The 12210-nt window shown below is 72.0% G+C and carries 8 protein-coding genes and 1 pseudogene; 2 read left to right on the forward strand and 7 right to left on the reverse strand.

From position 1 onward, the window contains the following. Positions 1-182 precede the first annotated feature (182 nt). Positions 183-1523 (forward strand): UDP-N-acetylglucosamine 1-carboxyvinyltransferase, encoded by a 1341-nt coding sequence (gene murA, locus MRBLMG1_RS17055; protein ID WP_367824870.1) that lies wholly within the window; start codon positions 183-185, stop codon positions 1521-1523. Between the two features lie 94 nt (positions 1524-1617). On the opposite strand, the gene MRBLMG1_RS17060 is transcribed toward murA, so the two are convergent. From MRBLMG1_RS17060 to MRBLMG1_RS17075, 4 genes are all read right to left on the reverse strand, one after another. Beyond that, the gene (locus MRBLMG1_RS17060; RefSeq protein ID WP_017237029.1) at positions 1618-1899 is read right to left on the reverse strand and encodes an HU family DNA-binding protein; all 282 of its coding nucleotides are present in this window, start codon (positions 1897-1899) and stop codon (positions 1618-1620) included. Between the two features lie 322 nt (positions 1900-2221). Further along, positions 2222-3652, reverse strand: coding sequence for an NAD-dependent malic enzyme (locus tag MRBLMG1_RS17065; protein ID WP_367824871.1), 1431 nt, complete (start codon positions 3650-3652; stop codon positions 2222-2224). Positions 3653-4056: 404 nt separating this feature from the next. Then, a complete protein-coding gene (locus tag MRBLMG1_RS17070) occupies positions 4057-6387 on the reverse strand; it encodes a HelD family protein (RefSeq protein WP_367824872.1) in 2331 nt (776 codons plus the stop codon). A 63-nt stretch (positions 6388-6450) separates the two neighbouring features. Further along, positions 6451-7008, reverse strand: coding sequence for a GNAT family N-acetyltransferase (locus MRBLMG1_RS17075; RefSeq protein ID WP_367824873.1), 558 nt, complete (start codon positions 7006-7008; stop codon positions 6451-6453). 171 nt (positions 7009-7179) lie between these two features. Between MRBLMG1_RS17075 and MRBLMG1_RS17080 the strand changes: the two genes are divergently transcribed. Further along, positions 7180-8514: a Rieske 2Fe-2S domain-containing protein gene (locus MRBLMG1_RS17080; protein ID WP_367824874.1), complete on the forward strand. Its 1335-nt coding sequence runs from the start codon at positions 7180-7182 to the stop codon at positions 8512-8514. 159 nt (positions 8515-8673) lie between these two features. On the opposite strand, the pseudogene MRBLMG1_RS17085 reads toward MRBLMG1_RS17080, so the two are convergent. The 3 genes and pseudogenes from MRBLMG1_RS17085 to MRBLMG1_RS17095 form a co-directional block, all read right to left on the reverse strand. Continuing rightward, positions 8674-9963, reverse strand: a pseudogene (locus tag MRBLMG1_RS17085) (BTAD domain-containing putative transcriptional regulator); the annotation flags it as partial. A 130-nt stretch (positions 9964-10093) separates the two neighbouring features. Next, a complete protein-coding gene (locus tag MRBLMG1_RS17090) occupies positions 10094-11344 on the reverse strand; it encodes a cation:proton antiporter (protein WP_367824875.1) in 1251 nt (416 codons plus the stop codon). Positions 11345-11425: 81 nt separating this feature from the next. Beyond that, the gene (locus MRBLMG1_RS17095) at positions 11426-12202 is read right to left on the reverse strand and encodes a HalD/BesD family halogenase (protein ID WP_367824876.1); all 777 of its coding nucleotides are present in this window, start codon (positions 12200-12202) and stop codon (positions 11426-11428) included. Positions 12203-12210 lie beyond the last annotated feature (8 nt).

Raw genomic sequence — 12210 nt, forward strand, 5'->3', positions numbered from 1 at the left:
GGCCTCCGGACCGCCCCGCCGGGGCAAGCGGACGGTGACAGTCCGCAAGATCACGGGAACAGAGGGTGTTGTGCCGAATTCATTACATCTGACAGACCCCCCGAGGCACCCGAACGGGGTCTCATGGCCCCTTACCCTTTTCTCTGGCCACCCGACCGACCCCACTCCGGAACGCGAGATTCATGACCGGCACAGACGATGTCCTGCTTGTCCACGGCGGAACCCCGCTGGAGGGCGAGATCCGCGTCCGCGGCGCGAAGAACCTCGTGCCCAAGGCGATGGTCGCCGCACTGCTCGGCAGCGGCCCCAGCCGCCTGCGCAATGTGCCCGACATCCGTGACGTCCGCGTCGTCCGCGGGCTGCTCCAGCTGCACGGAGTGACGGTCCGCCCGGGCGAGGAGCCCGGCGAGCTCGTCCTCGATCCGACGCACGTCGAGTCCGCGAACGTCGCCGACATCGACGCCCACGCCGGCTCGTCCCGCATCCCGATCCTCTTCTGCGGCCCGCTGCTGCACCGCCTCGGCCACGCCTTCATCCCGGGCCTCGGCGGCTGCGACATCGGCGGCCGGCCCATCGACTTCCACTTCGACGTGCTGCGCCAGTTCGGCGCCACCATCGAGAAGCGCGAGGGCGGACAGTACCTGGAGGCCCCGCAGCGCCTTCGCGGCTGCAAGATCCGCCTCCCGTACCCGTCGGTCGGCTCGACCGAGCAGGTGCTGCTGACGGCGGTGCTCGCCGAGGGCGTCACCGAGCTGTCGAACGCGGCCGTGGAGCCCGAGATCGAGGACCTGATCTGCGTCCTGCAGAAAATGGGCGCGATCATCTCCATGGACACCGACCGGACCATCCGGATCACCGGTGTCGACCGCCTCGACGGTTACACCCACCGGGCGCTCTCGGACCGCCTCGAGGCGGCCTCCTGGGCGTCGGCGGCGCTGGCGACCGAGGGCAACATCTACGTGCGCGGCGCGCAGCAGCGCTCGATGATGACCTTCCTCAACACGTACCGGAAGGTCGGCGGCGCCTTCGAGATCGACGACGAGGGCATCCGCTTCTGGCACCCGGGCGGCTCGCTCAACGCGATCCACCTGGAGACGGACGTGCACCCCGGCTTCCAGACGGACTGGCAGCAGCCGCTGGTCGTGGCGCTCACCCAGGCCTCCGGCCTGTCCATCGTCCACGAGACGGTGTACGAGTCCCGGCTCGGCTTCACCTCCGCGCTGAACCAGATGGGCGCGCACATCCAGCTGTACCGCGAGTGCCTCGGCGGCTCCGACTGCCGCTTCGGCCAGCGGAACTTCCTGCACTCGGCGGTCGTCTCCGGGCCGACCAGGCTCCAGGGCGCCGACCTGGTCATCCCCGACCTCCGCGGCGGCTTCTCGTACCTGATCGCGGCGCTCGCCGCCCAGGGCACCTCGCGGGTCCACGGCATCGACCTGATCAACCGCGGCTACGAGAACTTCATGGACAAGCTCGTCGAGCTCGGCGCCAAGGTCGAGCTGCCGGGCAGCGCACTGGTGTAAGGCGTCACGGGCCCTCACGGGCCCGTACACGCGCGAACGAAAGGGCGGCCACCCCCTGACAGGGTGGCCGCCCTTTCTGCGCCTACAGGCCGCCTTACTTGCCCTTGGCGGCTTCCTTGAGCTTCGAGCCCGCGGAGACCTTCACGCTGTAGCCGGCCGGGATGTTGATCGGGTCGCCGGTCTGCGGGTTGCGAGCGGTGCGAGCGGCACGGTGGGTGCGCTCGAAGGTCAGGAAGCCAGGGATGGTGACCTTCTCGTCACCCTTGGCGACGACCTCACCGACGGTCTCGGCGAGAGCGGCCAGCACGGCGTCGGCGTCCTTGCGGGTCACCTCGGCGCGGTCGGCCAGGGCGGCCACCAGCTCACTGCGGTTCATGTTGTTACTCCCGTGTTCTTCTTGCCTGTGAGGCGTGCCACGCGGCGGAAGCCGCGCGATTGGGTACAGCGAAGCCGATGCTGCCAGGGCCTTCGGACAGTCCCCGGACCCGGGTCTAATGACAGACCCTCGCGCCCAAACACGCATCCTGCCCCCACCAGCGGCGGGAACGCCAATCCGGCACCCCCTGGGGTCACACGAAAAGCGCCAGAGCCCCGTGGTGGTGACGTTCTGTCGACTCCCGCCGACTCCGCGAAAGCCACGCGGAGCCGAAAAGCCACCCTAAAGGCGGGTTTACGGCTCCGCGAATCGCGACGCGCCGTCAGCGCCCGCTCGGGGCACCGCCCGCGGTCGCCGCCTTGGCCGCGGTGCGCACCGCGCCGGCGACCGCGCCCGCGACCTTGTCGTTGAAGACGGACGGGATGATGTAGTTCGGGTTCAGCTCGTCCTCGGTGACGACGTCGGCGAGGGCCGAGGCGGCCGCCAGCATCATCTCCGTGTTGACGGTACGGGACTGGGCGTCGAGCAGGCCGCGGAAGACGCCGGGGAAGACCAGCACGTTGTTGATCTGGTTCGGGAAGTCCGAGCGGCCGGTGGCGACGACGGCGGCCGTCTGGCGCGCGGCGGCCGGGTCGACCTCCGGGTCGGGGTTCGCGAGCGCGAACACGATGGCGCCCTCCGCCATGGCGGCGACGTCCTCCGCGCCGAGCAGGTTCGGGGCCGAGACGCCGATGAAGACGTCCGCGCCGACGACGGCCTGCTTGAGGGTGCCGGTGACGCCCTCGGGGTTGGTGTTGTCGGCGATCCAGCGCAGCGGCGAGTCCGCAGGGGCGTCCACCAGGTCCGTGCGGTCCGCGTGCACGACGCCGTGGATGTCGGCGACGACGGCGTGCTTGACGCCCGCCGCGATCAGCAGCTTCAGGATGGCCGTACCGGCCGCGCCGGCACCGGACATGACGACCCGTACGTCGCCGATGCCCTTGCCGACCACGCGCAGCGCGTTGGTGAGGGCGGCGAGGACGACGATGGCGGTGCCGTGCTGGTCGTCGTGGAAGACGGGGATGTCGAGGGCCTCGCGCAGCCGGGCCTCGATCTCGAAGCAGCGGGGCGCGGAGATGTCCTCCAGGTTGATGCCCGCGAAGCCGGGGGCGATGGCCTTGACGATCGCGACGATCTCGTCGGTGTCCTGGGTGTCCAGGCAGATCGGCCAGGCGTCGATGCCGGCGAAGCGCTTGAACAGGGCGGCCTTGCCCTCCATGACGGGCAGTGAGGCCATCGGGCCGATGTTGCCGAGGCCGAGGACGGCGGAGCCGTCGGTGACGACCGCGACGGAGTTGCGCTTGATGGTGAGGCGGCGCGCGTCCTCGGGGTTCTCGGCGATGGCCATGCACACGCGGGCGACGCCCGGGGTGTAGATCATGGACAGGTCGTCACGGTTGCGGATGGGGTGCTTCGACGCCATCTCGATCTTGCCGCCGAGGTGCATCAGGAACGTACGGTCGGAGACCTTGCCGAGGACGACGCCCTCGATCGTCCGCAGCTGCTCGACGATCTCGTCGGCGTGCGCCGTGGAGGTCGCGGCGATGGTGACGTCGATGCGGAGCTTCTCGTGGCCGGAGGCGGTCACGTCGAGGCCGGTGACGGATCCGCCGTGGGACTCCACCGCCGTGGTGAGCTGGGAGACCGCGGTTCCGCTCGCGGGAACCTCCAGCCGGACCGTCATCGAGTACGAGACGCTGGGCGCCGTTGCCATGGCCGAGTTCCTCTGCTTTCCCTGAGCTTCGTTGCTACGCCGCCCGGGCTGGTTGCCTGGCGGCGCCCTCCGATGGTCGCACCTACCTGCCGGTAGCAGGTAATGCGGTCATTTTGTTTTCGGAAAGTAGTTTCCACCATACGAGAAGTCCCGGAGAAACAGAAGAGGTCCCCGTCACCAGTGGTGACGGGGACCTCGACTTCGTACGTACGTCTAAGTGGCACCGACCCGCCATGCTCGCCTCGCGGCAAGTGGTCCCTCAAAGGGACGAAGGTTGGGCCCGGGGGCTTGGATCGAGCCGGTGCCACGACAAGGCTAACAAACCACCCTGGTCGGCGATTCCAGCGCCACAGGTTGACCTGAAATCGGCCCCGCGGTCTTGACCGGCCGCGGGGCCGCGCCCCTCAGTCCCGCAGCAGGTCGGGGACCCCCGCGCCGTCCGGCATGTCACGGTCGCCCGACAGGATCGTCAGGGCCTGCGTGGACCGGGTCAGGGCCACGTAGAGCACCCGCAGACCGGCCGGGGACTCGTCCGCGATCTCCGCGGGCGAGACGACCACCGTGGCGTCGTACTCCAGGCCCTTCGCCTCCAGGGAACCGAGGGCCACCACCCGGTCGCCCAGGTCGGCGAGCCAGCCGGCCGCCTCCCTGCGCCGGTTCATGGCGACGACGACGCCGACCGTGCCCTCCACCCGCTCCAGGAGCAGCCGCGCCTCGGACCGAACGGTTTCGGCCAGATCCGCCTTCTCCGGGACCGCGACGAAGCGGGGCTCGACGCCCGTCGAGCGGACCGCGCGCGGCGACTCCTTGCCCGGCATGGCCAGCGCGAGGACCTTGGCGGCGAGCTCGGCGATCTCGGCCGGGTTCCGGTAGTTCACGGTCAGCTCGAAACGGCGCCGCGGCCGGCTGCCGAGCGCCTCGTCCCGGGCCTCCGCGGCCTCGTCCGGGTCCGACCAGGAGGACTGCGCCGGGTCGCCCACCACCGTCCAGGTGGCGTGCCGGCCGCGCCGCCCGACCATCCGCCACTGCATGGGCGTCAGGTCCTGCGCCTCGTCGACGATCACGTGCGCGTACTCGGTGCGCTCCGCCGCCAGCCGCTCGGCCCGCTCGCGCTGCGTCTCCTCGCGCACGGGCATGAGCTCCTCCAGGCCCGACAGCTGGTCCAGCGGGTCGTACTCCCGCTTCTTGCGGGGCCGCGCCGGGGCGCCGACGAGGGTGTACAGCTCGTCGAGGAGGGCCACGTCGTGCACCGAGAGCTCCCGGCGGCGCAGCGAGCGGGCGAGCCGCCGCACCTCGCCGGGGTTCAGGATCCGGCGGGCCCAGCGGCCGAGCCGCCGCTCGTCGGCCATCGCGTCCAGGACCTGGCGCGGGGTGAGCTCCGGCCACCAGGCGTCGAGGAAGGCGAGGAAGGAGTCCTCGGTGGACACGTCCTCGTCGAAGGAGGAGCGCAACTCGGCCGCGAGCTCGGGATCGCTGTGCCGACCCGAGGCGCCCGACCTCGCGTACAGCGCGTCGAGGAGCAGACGGCGGGCGCGCGGGCGCAGCAGGTTGACGGGGGCGGTGCCGCCGAGGACGTTGTGGCGGATCCGCCGCAGGTCGTCGGCCTCCAGCTCGATGCGGCGGCCGAAGGCCACGACACGCAGGCGCGTGGGCGTGCCGGCGGGAGCCTGGGCCTCGTCCTCGCCCAGCTCGGGCTGGTTCCTCGGGGCCGGGGTCTCCAGGGCGCCGCGGGCCGCCTTGCGCAGCACGTGGAGCATGCGGGACGAACCCTTGATCCGGGCCACGGCCGGCTCGTCGTACGCGGTGGCCTCGGCTCCGTCGACGAGCGACCCGACCGCGCGGATCGCGACCTGGCCCTCCTCGCCGAGCGAGGGCAGGACGCCCTCGGTGTACGAGACGAGGAGCGGGGTCGGCGAGACGATCAGGATGCCGCCCGCGTACCGCCGCCGGTCCTGGTAGAGCAGGTACGCGGCCCGGTGCAGCGCGACCGCCGTCTTCCCGGTGCCCGGCCCGCCCTCGACGTACGTGACGGACGCGGCGGGCGCGCGGATGACGAGGTCCTGCTCCGCCTGGATCGAGGAGACGATGTCCCGCATCGTGTGGCTGCGGGCCTGGCCGAGGGCGGCCATCAGGGCGCCGTCGCCGATGACGGGCAGCTCGTTCCCGTCGAGGGTGGCCCGGAGCTCCGGACGCATCAGGTCGTCCTCGACGCCGAGGACCTGGCGGCCCTTGGAGCGGATGACCCGGCGGCGCACGACCCGGCCCGGGTCGACCGGCGTCGACCGGTAGAAGGGCGCCGCGGCGGGCGCGCGCCAGTCGATCACCAGGGGGGCGTAGTCGGAGTCGAGGACGCCGATCCGCCCGATGTGCAGCGTCTCCCCGATGTCGGCGGTGCTGTCGGGGCGTACGGCGTCCTCCGCGGGCTCCACGGAGGTGTAGGCGCCGTCGGGCCCCTTCTTCCCGTCCTTTCCGTACAGCAGGTCGATCCGGCCGAAGAGGAAGTCCTCGAACTCGTTGTTGAGCCGGTTGAGGTGGATGCCTGCGCGGAACACCTGGGCGTCGCGCTCGGCGAGGGCGCCGGGCGTGCCGACCTGGCCCCGCTGGGCGGCGTCGTTCATCAGGAACTCCGCCTCGTGGATCTTCTCCTCGAGGCGGCGGTAGACCTGATCCAGATGTTCCTGCTCGACACCGATCTCACGGTCCCTGACCGTGTCGACGGCTTCCTGCGCGGCCACCTAAGGCCCCCTTCTCACGTGCACTGGGCAGCCGTCGAGCGTACGCCACCGGGGGGTGCCGTGTCAGGCGCGATCACCGTCCGCCGGAAGATCGCCCGGAACGCCCGGCGGCGGGCCGTCGTGCAGCACCCGCTGGAAGAGGTGGTGGTCACGCCAGTCCCCGGCGATGTGCAGATACCGCGGCGCCGTCCCGATCCGCACGAACCCGCCTTTCTCCAGGACCCGTTGCGAGGCGTGGTTGTCCAGCATCGTGCACGCCTCGATCCGGTGCAGCCCCAGCTCCCCGGGGGCCGCCCGGCACACCTCGTCGACGAGTGCCGACGCCACGCCGCGCCCCGTGTACCCCCCGTCCACCCAGTACCCCAGCGACGCGCTGCAGAACGGCCCGCGCACGATCCCCGACAGGATCGCCGCCCCCACGATCCGCTCCCCGTCCACGGCGAACCACCGCGCTCCCCCGTCGGCCAGCCGCTCCGCCTGCGCGTCCGCCGTGTAGTAGCGCTCCTCCCGGTAGGGCTCCCTCGCCCTCATGTGCGCGCGGTTCCTCACCAGCGCCGCCGCCAGCGCCTCCGCGTCCCCCGGTACGGCCGCCGGACGGATCCGAATCCCCTCGACACTCATCCCCGTACGCTAACGCGCCCTCGGCGGACCGCCGGAGGTAGAGCCGATGTAGATCGGGAGTAGAACACGGCTTCGGAGGATGGAGGGGAGAAGGCCGAATCAGGGCGGTCGGACCTGCCCATGGCGGGTGGGTGCCGAGTGGCCGGAGTGGAACGCGAAGGAGACTCCAGGATGCTCTCACCGGAGAAGAACCGGACGCTGACCCAGGTGGGTGCCGGTACGCCCATGGGTGAACTGCTGCGCAGGTACTGGCATCCGATCGCCCCCGCCATGGAACTCCGCGAGCGGCGGGTCAAGCCGGTCAGGCTGCTGGGTGAGGACCTGGTCCTGTTCCGGAAACCGGACGGGGGGCACGGGTTGATCTCCCGTTTCTGTCCGCACCGGAGGACCGATCTCAGCACGGGCTGGGTGGACGGCGACCTGATGCGCTGCGCCTACCACGGGTGGGCGTTCGACTCCGACGGGCGGTGCGTGGAGCAGCCGTTCGAGGAGGCCGGGCCGGCCGGCGGGTTCCACGGGAAGGCCGGGGTGACGTCGTACCCGACCGCGACCCTCGGCGGGCTGGTGTGGGCGTACCTGGGCCCGGGGCCCGCGCCGCTGCTGCCGGACTTCGAGACCTTCAGCTGGGAGCACGGCTTCGTCGAGCTGATCCTCACCGAGCTACCGTGCAACTGGTTCCAGTGTCACGAGAACGGTATGGACCCGGTCCACTTCGAGTGGCTGCACTCGAACGGGAACGCGGTCCGGCTCGACCCCGAGGATCCCGTCTACGCGCCCCGGCACACGGCGATCGACTTCCTCGAGTTCGAGCACGGCTTCGTCAACGGCCGCGAGGTCGAGACCGAGAACGCGCCGGAGGGGGCCTTCGCCCGGTCCAGCAGCACGGCCGACGGCGGGATCCTCTGCCTGTGGCCGTACACCCTGGCCTCGGGCAACACGGTCGAGTTCCGGGTGCCGGTGGACGACCACCGGACCCTCAACATCACCTGGCAGTACTCGGTGCTCCCCGACGACGTCGCCATCGGCGTGCCGGAGTCGGAGGAGGTGCCGTACTGGTACGGCCCGCTCACCGAACCGGGGAGCGATCAGATCATCACCTCGCACACCGGCAACCAGGACTTCGCGGTCTGGATCGGCCAGGGCACGGTCACCGACCGGAGCGCCGAGCACCTGGGGCGCAGCGACAAGGGCATCACCCTGCTGCGGCGCAGGTACCTGGAGGCGATCGAGCAGGTCGCCAAGGGGGAGGACCCGCCGGGCACGGTGCGCGACCCCGCGGCGAACGTGCGGATCCAGCTCCCGCTCCCGAGGAAGTTCATCTACACCGAGGGGGTCCCCCGCGAGGTGTTCGAGGAGAAGCTCGCCGCCCGCAAGAAGAGCGGACTGTTCGGCATCGGCGGCTTCCTGGCGGTCCAGGCCGGACGGCCGGACCACCTCCAGACGATGTATGAGGCGGCCGCCGGGATCGTGGACGGCCCGGCCCCCGGCTCCGGCGGAGCCGACTAGCCGGTGCGGCCGCTCCGACGGCGCCGGACGGGCCGACCGTGACGCGCACCGCTCGGTCCAGGCCACCAGTGACGCCACGCTTCGGGCCGGGTGGCGGGCCAGCCGGGTGGCCGCGGTGCGCAGGGCCAGCGGGAGGTGGCCGCAGGCGGCGGCGAGCGACCGGACCGCGTGCGGCTCGGCGAGGGCCCGGGCGGCTCCGATCACCGAGGTGATCAGCGCGGCGGAGTCGGCGGCGGCCAGCGGTTCGAGCCGGACCGCGGCGGTGACGCCCAGCGCCGGGTGCTCGCGGGCGCCGAGCAGCACCGCGCTGCCGGGCGCGTTGGGCAGCAGCGGGGTGATCTGCCCGGGGTCGCCGACGTCGTCGAGGACGACCAGGACCCGGCGGTCGGCCAGCAGGCTGCGGTAGAGGGCGGCACGTTCGGGCGTGCCGCCCGGCAGCTGTGCGGCGGGCACACCGAGGGCGTCCAGGAAGCCGGCGAGGACCTCGTGGGCGCCCACCGGAGTGTCGGTAGACGCGCCGAGCGAGGCCCACAGCTGGCCGTCGGGGAAGTGCCCGCTGACCGCGCGGGCCACGGCGGCGGCCACCGTGGTCTTTCCGGTGCCGCGTGCCCCGGTCACCAGCCCCACGGCGTGGCTGTGCTCGGTCAGCGCGGCGGAGAGCCGCGCCGTCTCCGCGGTCCGGCCGACGAAGTCCGGTGTGAGCGGCGGGATGTGGCGGGGGACCGGTCGGGGCACGGCTGTCGGGGGCGTGAGCCGGGGGGCCGTGCCGGCGGTTCGTCCGGCGGGCGCCGGGTCCTGGCCGTCGAGGATCGCGTGGTGGACCTCGGACAGGTGGGTGCCCGGTTCGATGCCCAGCTCCTCGACCAGCCTGCGGCGCATGCGCCGGTACACCCGGAGCGCGTCGGCCTGCATGCCGCAGCGGTACAGGGTGGTCATCCAGGCCGCGTGCAGGTCCTCCGCGAACGGGGCCTCCTGGCAGCTCGCCGAGAGCTCGGCCAGCAATGACGCGTGGTTCCCCAGGGCCAGCTCGCACTCGTACCAGGCCAGCAGGGCGGCTTCCCGCTGCTGGGCCAGCGACTCGCGCCGGCCGTGGCACAGCGGCCCGGGGAGCCCGGCGAGGGCGGTGCCGCCGTCCCACAGGCCGAGTGCGGTGGCGAGCCGCTCGGCGTCCGCGCGGTCGTCGCCGGTGGGGCGGGCGGCGGCCAGTTCGGCGAACTCCAGGGCGTCGACCGCCGTCCTCGGGACGTCCAGCGCGTATCCCGCGCCCGAGCGGACGATCAGCCCGGGGCCCAGGGCCTTGCGCAGCCGCAGGACGTAGTTGGCGACCATGGAGACCGCGCTGGGCGGCGGCCGTTCGCCGAACAGCCCGTCGACGAGCTCCGCCGTGCCGACCGGGGTGCCGGCCCGCAGGGCGAGTGCCGCCAGCACCGCCGCCTGCTGGGGCGGCATCCGCGGCAGCCGGGTCTGCGGGGCGCCCTCCCGCAGGACGGCCGGGGCGCCGAGAAGTACGAACCTGAACACTGTGTCCCTCCACGGGTTCCCGGCCGTTCCTGCGGAACGCGGTGGTGCTGCGGCCCCGTCAGGCCTGCTGGAGTTCCGACGTGCGGGGGGCGGCGTCCGAGGCCGGGTCCTCCCGCTTCGGCCGTCCCTGCAGCCGGTTGAGGATCGGGCCGGTCGAGAGCGTGGTCAGGACGGCCATCGCGACCAGGAGGCTGTACGAGGAGTCGTTCAGCAGGCCCGCCTGGCGTCCGGCCGAGAGCACGATCAGCTCGGTGAGGCCGCGGGTGTTCATCAGGGCGCCCAGGACGGCGGCTTCACGCGGCCGCAGGCCGGACAGCCGGGCCGCGATCATGGTGCCGGCCACCTTCCCGACCACCGCGATCGCCATCAGCACCAGCAGCTGCACCAGCTGGGCGGCGCGCAGGACGGAGAGGTCGACCTGCCAGCCGGCCACCACGAAGTAGACCGGCATCAGCAGGCCGAGGCCGAGCCCCTCGGCGCTCTCCCGGACCGGTTTCAGCGCGCGCTCCCCCTCCGGGCCGCGGAGGCCGGACAGGACGATGCCGAAGAGGAAGGCGCCGAGGACGAAGTGCAGGCCCATCCACTCGGTGGCGGCGGCGGACGCCAGGAGGCCGGCCAGGGCGACGACCGGGTTCAGCCGGTCGGCGCGCCGTTGCACCAGGCGGCGCAGCAGCGGCGTGGCGGCGGCCATCACGGCGACGTACGGAAGCAGCCAGACCAGGCGCCACGGCTGGTGGCCGCCGGCGCCGAGGGCCAGCACGACGGCCAGCAGCACCCAGGCGAGCAGGTCGCAGAAGGCCGCTCCGGCCAGGGCGAGCCGGCCCAGCGAGTGGCGGGTCATGCCCCGGTCGTCCAGGATCCGGGCCAGCACCGGGAAGGCCGTGACCGAGAGGGCCAGCCCCATGAAGAGGCGGGCTCCGAGCGGGGTGGCGTCCGGTGTCGCGGTGTCCCACCAGGTGCCGAGGGACGTCCCGAGGACGAACGGCAGGATGATCGAGCCGAGCCCGATGCCGATGGCGGCCCGCCGGGGCGCGTGGTCGCCGCCGCGGCGGAACTCCAGGCCGGTGACGAACATGAAGAGGATGATCCCCAGGTCCGCGAAGGCGATGAGGAAGCCGCGCACCTCCCCGGGGAAGAGGGTGCTCGCGAGGGATCCGTGCAGCAGGGTGGGACCGAGCAGGATCCCCATCACGACCTCGCCGATGACCGCGGGCTGGCCGAAGCGGCGGGCGAGTGCGCCCGCCGCTCGGGCCAGGACCGCGATCAGGGCCAGGTCGAGCAGGAGGATGACGAGGGTGTCGCCGGCCATGCGTTCCGACCTTCCACGTACGCGTCGGCGGCCGTGCCCCCGGCGCGCGGGGAGCACCAGGGGCACGGCCGGGGAAAGGGGTCAGGCGTTGTCGACGGCGCGGGCCGCCTCGACCTCCGGGTTGTCCCACCAGCGGTCGTTGCCCACCAGGTCCTTCTCCAGGTCGCGCTTGGCCGCCCAGGTCATGTTCAGGATGGTGCGGGTCGAGTCCTCGCTCAGCGGCACGGTGCGGTGCAGGGTGGTGTCGGTGCGCAGCAGGTACAGGTCACCGGACTCCAGCCCGTGGGTGTTGATCTCGCGCTCGCAGAGCGTCTGGTTGATGCGCGGGTTGGTCTTGTCCCAGTGGGTGTGCGGCACCGCCTGGAGCATCCCGCCGTGCTCGATGGGAGGCATCCGCAGCGCCCAGATCAGCGCGAAGCTGTAGTCGCCCCAGTGCCAGCCGTGGGTGTCGGACTTGTACTCCTGGTGGGTGATCAGGTAGCGCTCGTCGTCGGAGACCTGCGGGAAGATCTCCTCCCGGGTGATGCCGGCCAGGAAGCCGAGCAGCACGTCGGAGCGGGACAGCGTGCTGATGAGCTCGCTCTTCTCGATCTCCTCGCTCTTGACCACGCTCATCCGGCGGGGCGTGTTGCCGGTGGTGCTGAGCAGCAGGTTGCGGCGCTCCTTGTGCTGCTCGATCAGGAGGTCGGTCTCCTCGCGGATCGCGGTCTGCAGCTCGTCCGGCACGAGCCGGTGGGCGGCGTCGAACTTGATGAAGCCGAAGCGGTGGAAGCGGTCGGCGAGATCGGCCACCGCCTCAGGGGTGTAGCGCTCGGCCAGGAACTTGGCCAGGACCTCGTCGATCTGCTGAATATTCATGCGAGTGC

It is taken from the genome of Streptomyces sp. LMG1-1-1.1 (assembly GCF_040815545.1).
In the GTDB taxonomy this organism is placed as follows: domain Bacteria; phylum Actinomycetota; class Actinomycetes; order Streptomycetales; family Streptomycetaceae; genus Streptomyces.